A 17,649-nucleotide genomic window follows, 5' to 3' on the forward strand; every position below is an offset into this window, starting at 1 on the left:
GGGTCAATCGCCGACCAGTTCCCGGGCAATCGCTGCCAACTGCCCCCCCACGCGGGTCTTCAGGATCTCGATGAAGCGGGTGATTTTCGCGTCGACGAACTGCCGTGAGGAGTAGACGGCATACACGTTGCGCTCCTGCGTATGGTAGTCCGGCAACACCCGCACCAGCCTGCCCGAACGCAGCTCGTCAATCGCCGAGAAGCCCGCCAGCAGGCCGATGCCCGCGCCTTCGCGCACCGCCACCGCCATGGCCTCCATGTCGTTGACACTGAAGCTCGCCCCGGCCGGCACGAAGGTCGTGCTGCCGGCCTTGCTGCTCAACTGCCATTCATCCCGGACGTAATCGACGGTGCCCAGCAGCAGGCATGAGTGATCGACCAGATCCTCCGGTTGCGCGGGAACCCCATGCGTCGCCAGGTATTCGGGGGACGCGACCAGCACACAGTGGCTGACCCCGATTTTCTGGCTGACGTAGGCCGAGTCCGGCAGCGTCCGGGCGATCAGGATCGACAGGTCCAACTGGTCCTCCAGCAGGTTGGGCATGCGCTGGGACAGCAGCAGATCGACCGAGACTTGCGGGTAGTCCTGGCGATAGCCGAGCACGGCCTGGGTCACCAGGTGGCGGGCCAGCCCCGGCACGCAATGCACCCGCAACGTGCCCCTGGGCTCCTGCAGCGCACTGCCGGCCTCCGCCTCCGCGTGTTCAAGGTCGGCCAGGATCGCCGTGCAGCGCTCGTAGAACCGGCGACCGGCATCGGTGACCGACAGACGCCGCGTCGAACGCTGCAGCAGGCGGGTGTTGAGCAGCGACTCGAGCGCGGAAACGGCCCGCGACACATTGCCCACCGTCGAGTCGAGGTGGTTCGCCACGGCGGTGAAGCTGCCCATCTCGACCACCTTCACGTACACCACCATGTTCGCAAACTTGTCCATGCCTAACCTCCCGATGCCCGTGCCCGGCGTGTTCGATCGATGCCATGCAGCAAGCCCGGACGGCAAGTGACGGCGATTGGGGCTGAGAGTACCGCATATCGCCCGGCGGATATTTCCTCTGTGCACAACAGTGCTTCCCTCCCGCCCGACTAAATCAACGGGGTGGTCCTCCATAGACTGGATTGCACGGATCGCCTGAACGGCCTCCTCGACCCGCCGCAGCAGCGCGCAGTCCATTCCCGACATTAATGAAGGCCACAGTAATGAATACGCCCTACGACTCGCTCTACCTTTTCATCGGCGGTGAATGGATCGGCACCGACGGCCGGGCGACCGCCGCCGTCATCAACCCGGCCACCGAAACCGAAATCGGCCGGGTACCGCTGGCCACCCTCGCCGACCTGGATCGTGCCCTCGACGTCGCGCAACAGAGTTTCACCACCTGGCGCCAGACCGTGCCCGACCAGCGCGCCAAGGTACTCAAGCGGGCCGCCGACCTGATCCTGGAGCGGGCCGCGCATATCGCCGCACAAATGACCCTGGAGGAAGGCAAGCCGCTTGCCGAGGCGATGGATGAAGTCACCCGGGCCGCCGAGTACTTCGAATGGTTCGCCGAAAGCGCCCGGCGTATCGACGGGCGTGTGGTGCCGGCCAACCGGCCGGGCGTGCTGCAACTGGTCAAGCGCCAGGCGATCGGCCCGGTGGCCGCCTTCACCCCGTGGAACTTCCCGGCGATCACCCCGGCCCGCAAGCTTTCGGCAGCCCTGGCAGCCGGCTGCAGCGTCATTCTCAAGCCCGGCGAGGAAAGCCCCTCCACCGCTCTGGCGCTGGCCCGGGCCCTCGACGACGCCGGCCTGCCCAAGGGTGTGCTGCAGGTGGTGTTCGGCGTGCCGGACCAGGTCTCCAGCCACCTGATCGCCTCGCCGGTCATCCGCAAGGTGACCTTCACCGGTTCGGTACCGATCGGCCGCCTGCTGTCCGCCCGGGCGGCCGAGGGGGTCAAGCCGATCACCCTCGAACTGGGCGGCCACGGGCCGGTGCTGGTATTCGACGACGCCGATGTGCAAAAGGCCGCCCTGGAAGGCGTGGCGAACCGCTTTCGCGGCACCGGCCAGGTGTGCATTTCCTCCACCCGCTTCCTGATCCAGCGCGGCGTGTACCAGCCGTTCGTCGATGCATTCGTGACCGCGACCCAGGCCCTGCGCATCGGCAATGGCCTGGATCCCCGGACCCAGGTCGGGCCGCTCGCCAACCCGAGGCAACTGGCCAAGATGGAAGAGCTGGTCGCCGATGCGGTCGCCAAGGGCGCGCGGGTGCTCGCCGGCGGAGAGCCGCTGCCAGGCCCCGGTTTCTTCTTCGCACCCACGGTGCTGGTCGATGTGCCCATGGAGGCGCGGGTCATGCACGAAGAACCCTTTGGCCCCATCGCCATCCTGATGCCGTTCGATCAGTTGGCCGACGGACTGGCAGAAGCCAATCGCCTGCCCTACGGACTGTCCGCCTACGCCTTCACCCGCGATGCCCGCACCGCCATCGACGTCGCCGATGGGCTGGAAGCCGGCATGATCGGCATCAACCAGTACCGCATCGTCGCCACCGAGCTGCCGTTCGGCGGCCTGAAGGAAAGCGGCCACGGTTCGGAAGGAGGAATCGAAGGCATCGAACACTACCTCACCCACAAATTCATCAGCCAGATCTGAGGAAAACCGACCATGAAAGCCATTACCTTCGAAACCTTCGGTGACGCCGACGTCCTGGAACTGACCGACGTGCAACGCCCCGAAGTACGTCCCACGGACCTGCTGGTGCGGGTCTACGCAGCCGGCGTCAACCGCGCCGACCTGACCCACCGCAAGGGCGGCTACGGCCGTCCGGACTTTGGCGACTCGTCGCTCATCGGCCTTGAAATCGCCGGGGAAGTCATCGAGATCGGCAGCGACGTCGTCGGCTACAAGGTCGGCGACCGGGTGATGGGCGTCGTCGGGGGTGGCGCCTATGCCGAGCTGGCCCGCCTTCACTACCGCATGGCGATGCCGATTCCGGCGCAGTTGGACTATGTGCAGGCCGCCGCCATCCCCGAAGTCTTCGTCACCGCCCACGAAGCGATGCTCCACCTGGGCCGGCTGAAGCCCGGCGACTCGGTGCTGATCCATGCCGCCGCCGGCGGCGTGGGCTCCGCTGCGGTCCAACTGGCCTATGCCACGGGCGCCACCATTTACGCGACGACCGACGCCAGCAAGCTGTCGCGCGTCGAGCACCTGGGGGCCGACTTCGCCATCGACTACAAGGCCCGGGATTTCGCCGAGGTCATCGCGCAAAAGACCAACGGCCGGGGTGTCGACGTGGTCATCGACTTCATCGGCGAACCCTACTTCGCGCGCAACATCGCTTCGCTGGCCAATGGCGGAAGGCTGGTCCAGGTCGGCATCCTGGGCGGTGGCGGCAACGTGGCACTGAAGCTCGAAGACCTCCTCTACCGTCATCTGCAGATCATCGGCACGGTGATGAAGTCCCGTAGCCAGCATGAGAAGCAGGAGATGATCAGGCGTTTCCGCGAGCACTGGCTGGAGCGCTTCGAGGGCGGCGAAAGCCTGGAGCCGGTGGTCGACAGCACCTTCCCGCTGTCCCGTGCCGCCGATGCCCACCGCCGCATGGAGTCCGCTGAAAATATCGGCAAGATCATCCTGACGATGCAGCCCGAGGACCTGCTCCCGACCCGCAACGCCCAATGATTGCGGCGTTCATCCTTTGACCGCCGCGGCAGCGCCCCATGCACATGGGGCCCTTGCCAGGATGACGGACCCTGTTATCTACTCCGTCATCCCGACATGGAGCAGGCAGGCATTCGATGGACATCCAGTTTCTCGGTCACACACAACCCCACAACCCATCTTCAGGTACCTGCGACGAGTACAGCGTGAGCGCCATAACCCGCCTCGACGAACTGATCGAGGCCTACCGCACGCTCGCCGCCCAGCATCCCGGCTTCCTCCCGCTGTTCTCGCTCGATGACCTGCACCAGGCCCGCTACACCTCGGGGCATGCGCGCCACCACATCGACCTGGACGAGGCCACGCAAGAGGACATCGCCGGGCTGCCGGAGGAATGCTTCGAGCAGGGCGAATACCTGGGCTATCCGACGACGAAAGCCGAGTTCGCCATCTGCCGGCGCAACTTCACTCGTCGGGTTGCCGACGGCTCGTTCGAAGACGCTTGCGCCCATGGGCTCACCCTCGATGACGAGGCCATCCGGGAATGGGTCGCCTATCAGGACGACCCTGTGGCACTGCTCGACCAGCCGCTCTCGGCCCTGCTGGTTCCGGTCGAACATTCGTCCCAGGCGCTGGCGGCTTTTCCCAACGGCTATTTCGCCTGCGACCTGGGCCCGGCACAGAACCATGCGGTGGCGCGGCATTTCTCCCTCACGCAGGGCTATGAACTGATCGGCGTGGGCGCGGCCTACCTCGGCTTCCTCCGGGCAGAGCCGGCCGATGCAGCGGTGGCCGGCGCCGTGGCGAAGGATTTCTGTGCGCTCTACAACGTCACTGAAGAGAAACGGCAAGCCCTGGTTCCAGTGTTCGCCCAGGCGATCTGCGGCCGCCGGCATCTGTGGTTGCGCTACGTGGAGTGAACGCCGGCGACGGGCGCCATGGGTGACATCAACCGCAAGCTGTCCGTCTCTCCCACTGCGGATCAATTTTCATCAGTTCCAGGGTTTTCAACAGTTGTTGAAAACCATCACTCCAGTGAAAACCACTTGGCTGGGCAGACAGTCCAGATCAGCCATTCGGTTCATCCGTGTCGTTGGGTCACCCAGGCGCCCCAGAACAGACTGCTGAAGAAGCGCTGGCTCTCACCAAAACCGCACGCTTGCAGCAGCTCGCAAACCGCCGCCTCCGAACGGGGCGGCTCGGCGCCCTGCATGATCCGGGCAAGCTTGGCCTTGACTTCATCCGGGCTCGCGCCCTGCTGCCGCCAGCGCTCGGCCCAGGTCTTGAGCAGCAAGGGTTGCTCGGCATAGGCGTAGTGGTTGCAGGCCACGACGAAGGGGGCGCCGACTTTCAGGCGGGCCTGGATCGAACGCAGCAGCTGTTGCTTGGCTTCGTCACCGGGCACGTGATGCAGCACGCCGATCAATGTCGCGGCATCGAAGGGCTCGTCGACCGGGAGATCATCGACGGTACCCAGGAGCAACTGCGCCTTCCCAAGCACCCCGTGGGCCCCGAGGTTCGCGGCAGCAGTCTCCAGCATGGCTGACGATGGGTCCACACCCACGAAGGTCCACGACGGCTCCAATGCTCCCATGGTAATGATTTCCTGGGCCGTGCCGCCGACACCCACGACCAGCACGCGCGCCGCGCGTCCGGTCGAAAGGCTCGCAGCCAGTATGCAGGCGCTCAACTCGTGACAGGCATCGTAGCCCGCCAGGGCCACTCGGCTTTGAATGCCATACTCGGCGGCACGTGAGACATCGAACTTCGCACTGGCGCTGTGGGTTTGCGGTTTCATGAGGGCCTCCGTTTATCTTGAAACCACTCTATGCTGACGCAGATAATTACTGAAATTTATAATTTTTATTCATTTCATTCCCACAAGGAATAGGAAACCGAAACATGAACCGCCGCAAGAAAATCAGCCAGTTGCTCAAAGCCCACGCGAAAAAGGCCAGCGCCAAGCTGGCGCCGAAGAACAAGCCGAAATACATCAGCAAGGCCGACCGCCTGAAACTGGCCGAAGAGGCCAGCCAGGCGCAAACGCTTTCGCCCGAAAGCTGATCCAGGCCAATCGGGCGTCAGCGCGCCGCTGCCGATCTCAGGCGCTCTCCTTGAACATCGGCAGGGTGAAGCGGAACTCGGCGCCCTGCCCCGGCTCGCTGCTGGCAACGATCTTTCCGCCATGGGCATGGACGATGCCCTGGGTGATGTACAGACCAAGGCCGGTACCGGTCGGATTGCCCTCCTTCAGCGTCCAGTACCGGCTGAACACATGCGGCAGGTGTTCCTGGGCAATGCCCTCGCCGCTGTCACGCACGGTGAAGACGATGTCGTTGCCGGACGACTGCGCGCGCACCCCGACCGTACCCAGGCGCGGCGTGAACTTGATCGCATTGCCGACCAGGTTCGACAGCACCTGGAACAGCCGCTCGGGATCGGCATGGATACGCAGGTCGGGGTCGGCCTCGAAGGAAATGCTGATGTCCTTGTCGCGCGCCAGCGGCGCCAGCAGCGATTGCGCCTCCTCGAACATCTGCCCCACATCGAGCTTGCGCGGCTTGATGGTGTAGCGTCCGGCGTCGATCTTCGAGGTGTCGAGCAGGTCTTCCAGCAGCGTGTTCATGCGTCCGGCGGCCTGTTGCATGGTGTCGATGGCCGTGGAGATGCGCCGCGAGGTGTGCGGGCCGTCCGAACTGAAGGTCTTCTGCATCATGCCGCAGAGCATGGAAATCACCGTCATCGGGTTGCGCAGGTCGTGGGAGACCACGGCAACCAGATCATCGCGGGCGCGTACCGCCTCCTGCTCCCGCCGCACCTGCCGGGCCAGGTCGTTCTCCAGCGCCGAGCGACGCAGGTCGTTGGCCGCGAACAGGTCGCCGTGGCTCCACTTGGTGGAGATCCCGGCCATCTCGACCTTCCAGATCTCGAATGAGGTGCGCGGACGCAGGCGCAGGCCAGTCTCGGTGTTTTCCAGGTCCAGCGGCTTGCGTGGGTTGCCGCTCCAGTTGATGCTTTCCTTGACCTCCGGGCGAAACCACAGCACGCCGTTTTCCACCGGTTTGGGCAGGCTCATGGCGAGCACGCCGCTGGCCACCTGCTGATAGCCCGCCGCCGCTGGGTAGACACTGGACAGATGATGGCTGGCGAACACCGGCTCACCGCCGGCCTGCAACCACTGGTGCAAGGCACGGATTTCCTGCGGTTGCGGGCAGTTGCCATGGCAGTGCAACTGCTTGCCCTCGATGATCGCGACACCACCGGCATCGACCAGCTTCATCAGGGTCTGTGGCTCACGGGCCAGACCGTCGAAAACGTCTTGCGCTGAGTCGACCATCGCCTGGTTGAGCCGCGCCAGGGCCTCGACCTTGGCTTCGCGTTGGCGGCTGATCTCCAGCGCTTCCATGGCACTGATCTGCAACGATAGCACCTGGCCGATGGTCTGGCAGGCCACCCGCAGTTCGTGCGGGACGTGCAGCGGCTGGCGGTTGCCGCAACTGATCAGGCCCCAGAGCTGGTCGCCCTTGAGCAGGGAAATGCTCATCGACGACAGCACGCCCATGTTCTTCATGTACTGGCAGTGGATCGGCGACACACTGCGCAGGGTCGCGAAGCTAAGGTCCAGCGGCGCTTGCGTGTCGGGGCGCAGCCTGGGCACCAAGGGCACCGGTTCATAGTCGGCATTGGGAATGATCCGCAGCCAATTGGTGCGATACAGCTCGCGGGCCTGCTGGGGAATGTCGGACGCCGGGAAGAACAGCCCGTTGAACAGTTCCATGGACGGCGAAGACGCTTCGGCGATCACTTGGCCGTGGCCTTCTTCCTCGAAACGGTAGATCAGCACCCGGTCGTAGCCGGTCATTGCCTGCAGTTCCTTGACGCAGATGTCGTACAGCGCCTGCAGCGACGTCGCCGCCTGCAGCCGTTGCAGCATCCGCCCCAGATGGGTCTGGTTGCCGGCCACGTTGAGGGAACGGAAGTTCTCGACGTGGATTTCCAGCTCCAGGATCAGCACGCCATCATGCCGATGCAGCAAGCCCTCGAACGTGGTGCCGTTGAGGTGGAAATACAACGGCGGCGCATCGAAGAAGGCCGGTTGCTGCAACGCTTCGCGTACGGCCGCGGTGGGCTCGTCGCCGATCAGGCTGGCCAGGGGGTGGCCGATCAGTGTCTGCGGCGCACGGCCGAGCAGGGTTTCGACGTTGGCGCTGATCTGGATGATCTCCAGCGCCGGCTCGCCCAGGGTCAGCAGCAGGCCGTGGGGCTGGATGGCACCGGGGAAACGGATCGGTTCGTTGGCACAGTTGGCCAGCAACTCTTCGAATGCTTCCTGATCTTGCGGGCTCATGCCAGTACCTCCCGGCTTTCGAGCCAGTGCTCGAAACGGCTGAATGTGGAGTGTGCTGCCGTGACGACGGCCTCGCGCTCGACCGCGTCCAGGGGACGGCTGCCCAGGTACTCGATGAAATCGCGCCAGCGCCGCCCCGTGGCGTCGCCGTAGACCTGCAGAAACGCCGCGCCGCTGTCGGCCTCAAGGCCCAGGCGCCTGGACACTTCGCGGCGCAGGATCTGCCCGCCGAGCGTGGCCCCCTCCAGGACGTACAGCACGCCCAGGCAGGCGGCCCCGGAATCGATCCGCGGCAATGCCTGGCAGATCGGCAAACGGTCGATGGCCTCGGCCGACAGCCCCAGGCTGTGCAGGTCAGCGCGCAGGGTCTGTGCCTTGAGGCGCGGGGTGAGATCAAAATCGTCAGGGAGTGCGCTGCTGTTGCGCAGGGCCTGTTCCAGCGGCTGATAGAAGCCGTAGTAGGCCTGCATCAGTTGTTGAAAGGCATTGGAGTCAAAAGTATCGGAGAAAAAGGGGAGACGTTTTTCCAGTGAGATATGTCGTTCGGCCGTACCGGTTCGCAGTTCCTGCAAAACCGGGGGTACATGAACTTCGCGGGCCGTTGCTTGCATTTAGATCGCTCTTGGTGGGACCGCCGAAAGGCATGGGGAGGTGGCGGCGAATCGAATCAATCTATCACGGTAGACCACGACACTGACTCAATAGTTAGTTTTTCCTGTCGGAAAAACTGACAGCGCCCGAGTCGGACAAAGGCGATTTTTTTGAACTCCTCCGCCTACGCAAAACTCCATCGCTATGAGACCCCGTCAGCGAACAGGAGTGACCATGACGACCCAAGCCCTGCAAGGCACAGCTGGCGCCTCAGTGGACGAGCGCTGCTACAGCACCGACATCCCCGCGCGCCTCGACCGCCTGCCGTGGACCCGTTTCCACACCCTGCTGGTCCTGGCGCTGGGCATCACCTGGTTGCTCGACGGCCTGGAAGTGACCCTGGCCGGGGCCGTCTCCGGGGCCCTCAAGGACAGCCTGGCCATGAGCAATACCGAGATCGGCGTGGCCGGTGCCGCCTACATCGCCGGGGCGGTGCTCGGCGCGCTGTTCTTCGGCTGGCTGACCGACCGCCTCGGCCGGCGCAAGCTGTTCTTCATCACCCTGTTCCTGTACATCGGCGCCACAGCGGCCACGGCCTTTTCCTGGGACCTGTGGAGCTTTTTGCTGTTCCGTTTCTTCACCGGCGCCGGCATCGGCGGCGAATACACCGCGATCAACTCGACCATCCAGGAATTCACCCCGGCGCGCTACCGCGGCTGGGTCGACCTGACCATCAACGGCACCTTCTGGATCGGTGCCGCCCTGGGCGCCGTCGGCTCGGTGGTGCTGCTCGACCCGGCCGTGGCCGGCGGCGAACTCGGCTGGCGGCTGTGCTTCGGCATCGGCGCGGCACTCGGGCTGATCATCATGCTGATGCGCCTGTGGGTCCCGGAAAGCCCGCGCTGGCTGATGATCCACAACCAGCCGGAAGAAGCCGAGCGCATCGTCGCCGAGATCGAGCGCCATTACCGCGAGCGCGGCATCGAGGTGCCCCCGCTGCAGGAACCACCGCTGCGCCTGCACGCCCGTGATCACACGCCGTTGCGCGAGGTGTTCCACAGCCTGTTCGTCGACCACCGCCGCCGGGCTCTGGTCGGCCTGACCCTGCTGACCGCCCAGGCGTTCTTCTACAACGCGATCTTCTTCACTTATGCGCTGGTGCTCACCGACTTCTACGACGTGCCTTCGGCCCATATCGGCTGGTACCTGCTGCCCTTCGCCCTCGGCAATTTCTGCGGGCCACTGCTGCTCGGACGGCTGTTCGACGTGGTGGGCCGGCGCATCATGATCAGCAGCACCTACCTGATTTCCGGTGTGTTGCTGTGCCTGAGCGGCTACCTTTTCCAGCAGCAGTTGATCGACGCCACCCAGCAGACCATCGCCTGGGTGGTGATTTTCTTCTTCGCCTCGGCGGCGGCCAGTTCGGCCTACCTCACGGTGGCCGAGACCTTTCCGCTGGAGATCCGCGCGTTGGCCATCGCCGTGTTCTACGCCTTCGGCACCGGCCTGGGCGGTCTGATCGGCCCGACGCTGTTCGGCGCGCTGATCGAGACCGGGCAGCGGACCAATGTGCTGTATGGCTACCTGATCGGTGCGGCGTTAATGATCGGCGCGGCAGCAGTGCAGGCGATCTGGGGTGTGGCGGCAGAGCGGCGGTCGCTGGAGCATGTCGCCAGGCCACTGTCGCAGGTGAATGATTGAACGATCAGAAGCTCAACAGACCGCCAGTCGATTCCGGCCTGCTTCCTTTGCGCTGTAGAGCGCCTCGTCTGCGGCGTTGAGTAACGATTGCAGGGGATCCGCAACGGCTTGCCGAAGCTCGGTGACCCCCATGCTGATCGTGATATGGCCGTCAGGGCTGCTTTCGTGAGGGATATTGTGCTGGTTCAAGCGCTCGATCATCAGTTGCGCGACCACCGACGCCCCTTCGATCTCCGTATTGGGCAGAATGACCACCAGCTCCTCGCCGCCATAACGCGCAAGCAGGTCGCAGGGGCGACGAATGCACGTGGAAAGGACAGCGCTGACCGTTTGAAGGCATGCGTCGCCAGCAGGATGCCCATACCTGTCGTTGTACAGCTTGAAGTAATCGATATCGATCATCAGCAACGCCAACGGCGTCCTGTCCCGCTGGGCGCGATTGACTTCCACCAGCAGCCTTTCATCGAAACAACGCCGATTGGCGAGCCCCGTCAGCGCGTCATCCATCGCCATTCGAGCGAGCTGATGGTTTTTCTCCAGCAACTGGCTTTGCACGACCCGCAGCTCTTCCTCGACGTGATTGCGACGACGAATGTCGCAAATCAGCAGCACCCCGATGAATCCGGTCAGCATCAACAGTCCGGCCACCACCATGAATGACAGCATCGCTTCAAGACGCCATGCAGCCAACGCCTCATCCTTGCCAAGGGCGACTGTCGTCACCAGGGGCAGGGTTTCGCTTTTACGGAAAGCGTAGAGCCTGTCGACACCGTCCAGGCTGGAAGTGAACGAGGCATTTCCCACATTCCGATCAGCCAGATACTTCTCCCGAATGGGTGAGTTCGAGAAGCTGCGCGCCATGTCCTCCTCGCGAAACGGATAACGAACCAGTATCGAACCGTCGGTATACGACAAGCCAATTGCGCCGTCCCGCCCTACATCGATAGCTCCGAACAGCCGCAGGAAGTTTTCAATTCCCAGGGTGACCGCCACCACCCCGGCAAAGTCGCCTTTGCGATCATTGAAACGGCGGCTGATGGTGATCACCCACTCCTGTTTCAACCGGCAGCGAATGGGCGGGCCGATGAAGGGCTCCCGCGAGGGATCGTCACGATGGTGAATGAAGAAGGCCCGATCACTGCTGTTGAGGCCGGTCGGAATTGGCTGGCTGGATGACACCATCCAGCGACCTTGCCTGTCGTAGATGGTGATACCGCTCATCTGCGGCATAAGCGGCAATTGCCGACTGACCAGGGTGTTCAATCGCTCAATTTGCGCAGAATCGATCCCCTCGGTTTCCAGACGCTCGACCAGGCCCAGTAAAAGAAGCGAGCTTTGCCTGACGATGCCCTCCGAATACGTTGAAAGCGCTTGAGCCAGGTTCAATCCATGAACGTTGATTTCATCCAGCGCCTGTTCCCTGGAAGCGATCACCTTCCAGAAGGCCAGAGAGGCAAGGGAACAACCGATCACTGACAACAGAACTACAACAAGCTGGATGTCACGCTTCACGTCAATACCCGATGGAAATTCCGATTTCTCTGGCCGGCTGCTTGTGCCCTCGGGCCTTGGCAGGTTCCCACTGAGCGATCAGTTGATTCATGGTTAAAATAACTAACTGGTTCGATACTTTTGAAACTATAACCGACCGGCGTAGGATTGTCTGACAAAAATATGACAAAAACATGTATCACAACTGTCGCACAAGGAAGCCTCTGAAGCACGCCTCAATTGCAGCCATCCGGACGCCATCACGGCCCCGTAGGGGCCGGCCGTTGGGGGCTGTTCAGCGTGTTTGCACCAGGCAAGGACCTCAATCTCAACCTGAGCACCCACGCTCCGGCGTCACGCGTATCAGGTGCCTTGCGCAAAAGCTGCTCCCGGCCATAGCTGCACTCACGAAAACAATCCCAAACTATCATCCGTGGCAATCACCGCCCCCGTCACCGCCGCAGCCGTCACGCCTGCCGCCACAGCAACCGGCACCACCGAATCCCCCACCGAAGAGGACGGCGACGAACCTGAATCCCTCGATTCCGCTGGCCCCGACTCATTCGGCTCTCCACTGAGTTCCCGGCCAAACGCCTCAACGTCACGCTTCGCCTCCTCCACCGTATCAAGCACCAGCGTCCGCAAGCTCGTCGTGACATCCGTCGCCCAGTAAATCAGCAGATCCAGCGGATTGTCCCGGCTTCCCGGCAACCGATCGTCCACCGTCGTCGTGCGACCCGGCTCATTGGCGTATCGCGACGAGGACGAATAATCCCGATCCGGGGTATATGGCCGGTCATCATCCCGGCGAGCCGCCCGGGCCAGCGAGGCCAGATGCCGAACCTGCTCCTGTACCTGCGGTGGCAACGGCGCGCCCTGCTGCCTGGCCTGCCGCAGCAACGCCAGCAGTTCCCCAGTCGCCTTGCGTTGGGCCTGCAGCCCGTCGCGCTGCGCCGCCACCTGCCCGATCTCGTCGTCGCGCTCGCGCAGCCCGGCATACTGGAGTTGGTCGAGGTGGCTGGCCAGCCGGGTCTGCAACAGTGCCAGGGTGTGGGCGTAATCCCTGCTGGCAAACAGCCCGAGAAACTTGCGCTGGCTGTCAAAGCTCTCCTGCACCTGCAACGTGACGAACCCCGGCACCTGCTCGCGCAGCCTTGCCAAGACCCCTCCGGACAGCTTCGGCAGCAGGTCATAGGTCACCTGGGTCAGGTAGGCCTTGCGCTGGCGCGCCAGTTTGTCGATGGCGCGTTCGTTGTCCCGGGCGCGCTGTTCGAGGGTTGCCAACACGTCGCTCAATTCGGCGATGGCATCGTCCAGGTCCGGGTTATGGAACTCGTTCATGCAGGGTTCTCCTGAAGCGCCTGATGGCCATCTTCGCGACGGCTGGCAAAGTAGTTGGCGAAATATTGCCGCAGCCCCGGCTTGTCCATGCCTTCGGCCCATTCCAGCGGGGCGCCGGGGACGATCTGCAAGTCGGTCCAGGGGTCGAAGCCGAGGTCGGTGATGTCGTGCATACGCAGGAAGTAGCGGCGGTTCACGGCATCGCCGTGCCACAGATGGCGGATGCGCCCCGGCACCACGCCGAGGCGACCCTGGACGCGCTGGTGGAAGCGCCGGCCCCAGGCCTTGAGGTGATCGATCTGCCGCGGGTCGTGCTTGAGGGCGTTGCGGATGCAGAAGTTGTAGTCGTCGAAGATCGCATGGGCCATGAAGTGGTCGGCGCTGCCGGAGACGGCGCACTCGTAGAGCCCCACTTCGTCGAAGATCTCGCGGCGCATGGCCCAACCGTAGCCGGTGTGGCCGTGCAGATCATAGCGGCCGGCGTCCAGGCTGTCGGGCTGGCGCTGCATGACCGCCGCGAAGGAATGCGCGATATCGGCGGTGGCGCCCTCGACGTTGCCACGCTCCAGGCGCAGGCAGCTTTCGAAGACCTGGGCCACCGGATACTCGTGCAGCACACATACCAGGTCGCGGGCCCAGGACGGGTTGTCGAAGAGGATGTCGCAGTCGAGCCAGGCGACATGGCGGCAACTGCCTGGCAGCCAGGAGGCGGCCAGATTGAGCAGGCGCTCCTTCTGCCAGAGCAGCGTGCGGGCGCGGACCTGGATCACGTCCAGACTCGGTGGCAGCTCGAAGGGTTCATCGCCGAAGGCGCATTCGACGGTGATGCAGGTCACCCCGGCCCGGCGCATGCCGGCAATGAACAGGTCGTAGTTGCTCCGGCGGGTGGCGTAGCCGCAGGGGTTGAAGTAGGTAGTGATGACAACAAGCCCGTTCACTGATTGGTTTCCCGGTAAACCGGGCGCCCGCATGGGCGCCCATAACAAAAACAGTGGGGATAGTGCAATGCACGGAGAGGCTGCGCCTAGCGCTTTCTGCAAACTGGGCCGTCGAATGTGACCCATTGCTCAAGCTGCCTTGGAGTGCCAGACATCAACGCTCATCACCGAAACATTCCAATATCCGGCATTTGCCGGCTACAATATGGCAAATGCCGATAGTTTCGGGAGGTGTTTCATGTTGGCCGAAGTGATGCGGGAACCCACCTATGGGGTCTATCGGCGCCGCCTGGAGTACCTGCTGCAGATTCCGACCGACGCCAGCGATCTGGAGATTCACGAGATGATCCAGTTCGGTTTCGATGCCGAACGGTTGATGAAGCTCTGCGATCAAGGCGACGTCACGCCGCTGGAGCGCGACCGGATCATCCCGCTCAAAACCTTGAAGACGCGGATCGCCAAGGAACAGAAGTTGACGGTCGACGAGAGTGATCGGTTGTTCCGTGCCGCGCATATCACCGCAATGGCCTCTGCCATTTTCGGCGATGACCAGAAGGCCAGGCGCTGGTTGTCCAAACCCAAGGAGCGCTTTTCTGGCAGCAGTCCCATGGCGATGTTCTCGACCATCCAGGGCACCCGCCAGGTCGAGGAGATGCTGATTCAACTGGCAGAGGGTTTCAGCTTTTGATCCTCTGGAGAATCAGTGCGTTTGCCGACCTGAGTGGTCGTGGTGGCCTGCTCGCCAGCGGGCGTTGGCACTCAGCCGGCAGGCCGGTGGTCTACTTGGCCGGGACGCCGGCCGGAGCGATGTTGGAAATTCTGGTCCATCTGGAGGTGGATCAGGAGGATTTCCCACAAACCCTGCAATTGCTCAAGGTGGAGATCGCGGACGATGCCAGCCAGTGGCAGCCACCGACGCTGAAGGCAGAATGGGCTGATGACCTGCGCTACACTAAGAAACTGGGAGATACCTTTCTCTTGAGTAGCCCGGCACTGCTGATGCCGGTCCCCAGTGTGATCATGCCGCATACCCAAAACTACCTGTTCAATCCGCTGCACCAGGAGTCGACGAAGGCTACTTTAAGCAGCGAAACATTCAGGCTGGATAACCGCCTGCTCAAGAAATTTCATACAGGCTGATTGGCCTTTCATGCAGGGAGCCTCCCTCGGCTCCCTCCAACAAGTCCCGTCAGGGAGCCAAGCCGTAGGTAATAAACCGAGTGGTCCGGTGGTATCCCAACCGCAGATAAACCGGGAGTCCCGCATCAGTGGCATGCAATGTGGTACGCCGTAACCCGGTCGCTTCATGGGCCGCCTGCAGGGCGTGGCGCACCGTGGCTTCGCCGAAGCCCTGGCGCTGGGCGTCGGGCCGGGTCGCGACCAGGGCCACGTAGAGCTGCCCCCGGTTGACGATGGCCGCTGCCGTCGACACCGGCCGGCCGTCCTGGTAGCCGATGAACGCAAAGGCCTCCTGCTTCCAGAAATTCGAGCCTGCCAGCCCCGCGCGCCCGGCGTCGAGGGGGGAGCCGTAACCTTCACTGTTGATATCGGCGTAATGCTGCAAAGCGACTTCATCCCGGACCCGCTCGAAGGTCAGCAGCGGGTGCCCTGCCGATTGCTCGAATGGCAGGAGGTCACCCACCATGCCCGTGATATCCAGGGCAAAGGACAATCGCTCCTCAGCGGCAATCGATTCCAGCGCCTGGCGGGCCGAACCGCCCAGGTAATCCTCGCAGACATACACCAGGCCGTCCTGGCGCCGGGCACGCAGGTAGGCGGCCCCGGCCCGCAGGCGCTCGCGCAACAGCTGTTCGTCAGTAATTTGCTCGTTGAGAAATACCGCGTTCCAGAACGAAAAAGGGCTGTCGGCCCAGCACAGCGATAGCCCTGGCTGCTCCGACAGGTCGGCGCCACAACGGTCGCCGGCCAGCACTTTCCACATGGAGATGTATTGTTCGACAGACTCAATGGCTTCGGGCACGCTCATCTGGTTACCTGCAAGAAAGGTGAATACCCATCAGCTTAGACGGGCTATCAGGACGGGCCCGTAAGGGAGGCGGGCTCCACCAGGCGAGCCCGGCATACCCCTGCGTTACCGGCCTGGAGACGGGCTCAGGCATTCCCCCCCAACGCCTGCAACCGCCGATACAACGTCCGCTCACTCATCCCCAACTCCTTCGCCAGCTCACTGCGCGAGCCTTCGAACACCTCCAGCGCATGGGCCAGTTGCTCCAGGTCCCTGCGCCCCCGACGACGGGTCGGCACGAGAGCCACGGGAGCCACGGGAGCCTCGTTGCGCAGTTCCGCCGGCAGATCCTGTACCCGAATCACTCCATCGTCGGTAAACAACCGCGCCCGTTCCAGCACATTGCGCAACTCGCGGATGTTCCCCGGCCAGGCATACAGGGTCAGGGCCCGCAGCGCCTGCGGATCGATACGCGGCACCGCGCCTGGGGCCAGGCGCTGCAACAGGCTGTCGATCAACAGCGGCAGGTCATCGCTGCGCTCACGCAACGCCGGCAGGCGGATCGGGAAGGCACTGATGCGATAGAACAGGTCCTGGCGGAAACTGCCGGCTGCCACCATGTCCTTGAGCGGCTTGTGGGTGGCGCAGACTAGGCGGAAGTCCGAATGCACGGTGCGCAGGCTGCCCACCGGGCGGAAGCTGCCGGACTCGATCAGCCGCAGCAGCTTGACCTGCATCACCAACGGCACCTCGCCGATCTCGTCGAGGAACAGCGTGCCGCCGTGGGCCGCTTCGGCCAGGCCGATCTTGCGCTGCAGGGCGCCGGTAAAGGCGCCCTTCTCGTAACCGAACAGTTCGCTCTCCAACAGGGTTTCGGTCAGGCCGGTGCAGTCGACCACCACGAGTGGGCCGCCAGCCCGCGGACTGCCCTCGTGCAAGGCCCGGGCGAAGAGCTCCTTGCCGGTGCCCGATTCCCCCTGCAGCAACACCGGAATCGGCGACGGCGCCGCCCGTTGCAGTGCGGTCAGTGCCTCCTTGAACGCCACCGAGCGCCCCACCAGGCCCTGATGCTGGGGTTGCGCCGCCGCCACCGCGACGCTGTTCAGCCGTTCGACATAACCCACCACTTCGCCCTGGCGACCGAGCAACGGGCGCAGTTCCACGTCGACATGCTCCGGTCCGCGCGGCGTGTGGTGGATGTGCAACACCCGTTCGGGCAGGCGCGTATCGAAGGCCTTGCGCATCGGGCAGTGCTCGCCGGCCTGGTCGCAGGGCACGGCGAACTGGTGGGACACCCGGTAGCACTTGGCGCCGACATGGGGCCGGCCCGCGACGCCGAACTGGCGCTGGTAGGCGGTGTTGGCCGCGACGATGTTGTAGTCGGTGTCGAGGACGATGGTCGGCTGAACGTCGTGTTCGAGGTAGGACACCAGCGCCTGCATGTCCGGCTGGGAGAGATCGGTGGCAATCAGGTTCATGGCGACTCCGGGGCGAAGGCCGCAGCTTAATACAGCTCGCACGCTTCTGCCATTTCACTGCCACTGACTGCCATTATTTCCGCCATTTCTGCCAGACTGACTTTCAGATACAGAAAAGTCCGTCAATCGCGCTGATAAAGGTCAATAAACT

General features: G+C 63.5%; 16 protein-coding genes. 7 read left to right on the top strand and 9 right to left on the bottom strand.

The genetic code is table 11. The annotated features are described in order from the left end of the window. Positions 1-3: 3 nt before the first annotated feature. A complete protein-coding gene (locus tag PF66_RS12240) occupies positions 4-933 on the bottom strand; it encodes a LysR family transcriptional regulator (protein WP_054062834.1) in 930 nt (309 codons plus the stop codon). Positions 934-1,196: 263 nt separating this feature from the next. On the opposite strand from PF66_RS12240, the gene PF66_RS12245 reads away from it, so the two are divergent. The 3 genes from PF66_RS12245 to PF66_RS12255 all read left to right on the top strand — a co-directional run bounded on the left by PF66_RS12245 (position 1,197) and on the right by PF66_RS12255 (position 4,564). Beyond that, on the top strand, positions 1,197-2,633 hold the full coding sequence (locus PF66_RS12245; protein WP_054062835.1) for an NAD-dependent succinate-semialdehyde dehydrogenase: 1,437 nt from the start codon (positions 1,197-1,199) through the stop codon (positions 2,631-2,633). A 12-nt stretch (positions 2,634-2,645) separates the two neighbouring features. Next, positions 2,646-3,665: an NAD(P)H-quinone oxidoreductase gene (locus PF66_RS12250; protein ID WP_054062836.1), complete on the top strand. Its 1,020-nt coding sequence runs from the start codon at positions 2,646-2,648 to the stop codon at positions 3,663-3,665. Between the two features lie 116 nt (positions 3,666-3,781). Next, positions 3,782-4,564 carry a hypothetical protein gene (locus tag PF66_RS12255; protein WP_054062837.1) on the top strand — a complete coding sequence of 261 codons (783 nt, stop codon included), beginning with the start codon at positions 3,782-3,784 and terminating at the stop codon, positions 4,562-4,564. A 161-nt stretch (positions 4,565-4,725) separates the two neighbouring features. Here PF66_RS12255 and PF66_RS12260 read toward each other — a convergent pair whose 3' ends face one another. Continuing rightward, on the bottom strand, positions 4,726-5,442 hold the full coding sequence (locus PF66_RS12260) for a class I SAM-dependent methyltransferase (RefSeq protein WP_054060259.1): 717 nt from the start codon (positions 5,440-5,442) through the stop codon (positions 4,726-4,728). A gap of 104 nt (positions 5,443-5,546) precedes the next feature. On the opposite strand from PF66_RS12260, the gene PF66_RS32000 reads away from it, so the two are divergent. Next, a complete protein-coding gene (locus PF66_RS32000; RefSeq protein WP_081006064.1) occupies positions 5,547-5,708 on the top strand; it encodes a DUF2986 domain-containing protein in 162 nt (53 codons plus the stop codon). Positions 5,709-5,745: 37 nt separating this feature from the next. Here the strand turns inward: PF66_RS32000 and PF66_RS12265 are convergent, their stop codons facing one another. Beyond that, on the bottom strand, positions 5,746-7,992 hold the full coding sequence (locus PF66_RS12265) for an ATP-binding protein (protein WP_054062838.1): 2,247 nt from the start codon (positions 7,990-7,992) through the stop codon (positions 5,746-5,748). Then, on the bottom strand, positions 7,989-8,603 hold the full coding sequence (locus tag PF66_RS12270; protein ID WP_054062839.1) for a biliverdin-producing heme oxygenase: 615 nt from the start codon (positions 8,601-8,603) through the stop codon (positions 7,989-7,991). Before PF66_RS12270 ends, PF66_RS12265 begins: the two co-directional genes overlap by 4 nt. Before the next feature lie 214 nt (positions 8,604-8,817). Between PF66_RS12270 and PF66_RS12275 the strand changes: the two genes are divergently transcribed. Next, the gene (locus PF66_RS12275) at positions 8,818-10,284 is read left to right on the top strand and encodes an MFS transporter (protein WP_054062840.1); all 1,467 of its coding nucleotides are present in this window, start codon (positions 8,818-8,820) and stop codon (positions 10,282-10,284) included. A 12-nt stretch (positions 10,285-10,296) separates the two neighbouring features. On the opposite strand, the gene PF66_RS12280 is transcribed toward PF66_RS12275, so the two are convergent. The 3 genes from PF66_RS12280 to PF66_RS12290 form a co-directional block, all read right to left on the bottom strand. Then, positions 10,297-11,796 carry a sensor domain-containing diguanylate cyclase gene (locus tag PF66_RS12280; protein WP_054060255.1) on the bottom strand — a complete coding sequence of 500 codons (1,500 nt, stop codon included), beginning with the start codon at positions 11,794-11,796 and terminating at the stop codon, positions 10,297-10,299. Between the two features lie 384 nt (positions 11,797-12,180). Continuing rightward, positions 12,181-13,116 carry a hypothetical protein gene (locus PF66_RS12285; protein ID WP_054062841.1) on the bottom strand — a complete coding sequence of 312 codons (936 nt, stop codon included), beginning with the start codon at positions 13,114-13,116 and terminating at the stop codon, positions 12,181-12,183. Next, positions 13,113-14,054, bottom strand: coding sequence for a hypothetical protein (locus PF66_RS12290; RefSeq protein WP_054062842.1), 942 nt, complete (start codon positions 14,052-14,054; stop codon positions 13,113-13,115). The genes PF66_RS12285 and PF66_RS12290 overlap by 4 nt, the downstream gene beginning before the upstream one ends. A 238-nt stretch (positions 14,055-14,292) precedes the next feature. Between PF66_RS12290 and PF66_RS12295 the strand changes: the two genes are divergently transcribed. Both PF66_RS12295 and PF66_RS12300 read left to right on the top strand, forming a co-directional pair. Then, on the top strand, positions 14,293-14,742 hold the full coding sequence (locus PF66_RS12295) for an antitoxin Xre/MbcA/ParS toxin-binding domain-containing protein (protein ID WP_054060252.1): 450 nt from the start codon (positions 14,293-14,295) through the stop codon (positions 14,740-14,742). Next, a complete protein-coding gene (locus tag PF66_RS12300) occupies positions 14,739-15,194 on the top strand; it encodes an RES family NAD+ phosphorylase (RefSeq protein WP_054060251.1) in 456 nt (151 codons plus the stop codon). Before PF66_RS12295 ends, PF66_RS12300 begins: the two co-directional genes overlap by 4 nt. 49 nt (positions 15,195-15,243) lie before the next feature. Here PF66_RS12300 and PF66_RS12305 read toward each other — a convergent pair whose 3' ends face one another. Further along, on the bottom strand, positions 15,244-16,041 hold the full coding sequence (locus tag PF66_RS12305; protein WP_054062843.1) for a GNAT family N-acetyltransferase: 798 nt from the start codon (positions 16,039-16,041) through the stop codon (positions 15,244-15,246). Between the two features lie 125 nt (positions 16,042-16,166). Further along, a complete protein-coding gene (locus tag PF66_RS12310) occupies positions 16,167-17,498 on the bottom strand; it encodes a sigma-54 interaction domain-containing protein (protein WP_054062844.1) in 1,332 nt (443 codons plus the stop codon). Positions 17,499-17,649 lie beyond the last annotated feature (151 nt).

The organism is Pseudomonas asplenii (genome assembly GCF_001293465.1).
GTDB lineage: Bacteria > Pseudomonadota > Gammaproteobacteria > Pseudomonadales > Pseudomonadaceae > Aquipseudomonas > Aquipseudomonas fuscovaginae_B.

What these genes read in the sequence shown, in the direction of transcription:
- PF66_RS12240 (WP_054062834.1), bottom strand. Translation starts at nt 933, where the DNA reads ATGGACAAGTTTGCGAACATGGTGGTGTACGTGAAGGTGGTCGAGATG.
- PF66_RS12245 (WP_054062835.1), top strand. Translation starts at nt 1,197, where the DNA reads ATGAATACGCCCTACGACTCGCTCTACCTTTTCATCGGCGGTGAATGG.
- PF66_RS12250 (WP_054062836.1), top strand. Translation starts at nt 2,646, where the DNA reads ATGAAAGCCATTACCTTCGAAACCTTCGGTGACGCCGACGTCCTGGAA.
- PF66_RS12255 (WP_054062837.1), top strand. Translation starts at nt 3,782, where the DNA reads ATGGACATCCAGTTTCTCGGTCACACACAACCCCACAACCCATCTTCA.
- PF66_RS12260 (WP_054060259.1), bottom strand. Translation starts at nt 5,442, where the DNA reads ATGAAACCGCAAACCCACAGCGCCAGTGCGAAGTTCGATGTCTCACGT.
- PF66_RS32000 (WP_081006064.1), top strand. Translation starts at nt 5,547, where the DNA reads ATGAACCGCCGCAAGAAAATCAGCCAGTTGCTCAAAGCCCACGCGAAA.
- PF66_RS12265 (WP_054062838.1), bottom strand. Translation starts at nt 7,992, where the DNA reads ATGAGCCCGCAAGATCAGGAAGCATTCGAAGAGTTGCTGGCCAACTGT.
- PF66_RS12270 (WP_054062839.1), bottom strand. Translation starts at nt 8,603, where the DNA reads ATGCAAGCAACGGCCCGCGAAGTTCATGTACCCCCGGTTTTGCAGGAA.
- PF66_RS12275 (WP_054062840.1), top strand. Translation starts at nt 8,818, where the DNA reads ATGACGACCCAAGCCCTGCAAGGCACAGCTGGCGCCTCAGTGGACGAG.
- PF66_RS12285 (WP_054062841.1), bottom strand. Translation starts at nt 13,116, where the DNA reads ATGAACGAGTTCCATAACCCGGACCTGGACGATGCCATCGCCGAATTG.
- PF66_RS12295 (WP_054060252.1), top strand. Translation starts at nt 14,293, where the DNA reads ATGTTGGCCGAAGTGATGCGGGAACCCACCTATGGGGTCTATCGGCGC.
- PF66_RS12305 (WP_054062843.1), bottom strand. Translation starts at nt 16,041, where the DNA reads ATGAGCGTGCCCGAAGCCATTGAGTCTGTCGAACAATACATCTCCATG.
- PF66_RS12310 (WP_054062844.1), bottom strand. Translation starts at nt 17,498, where the DNA reads ATGAACCTGATTGCCACCGATCTCTCCCAGCCGGACATGCAGGCGCTG.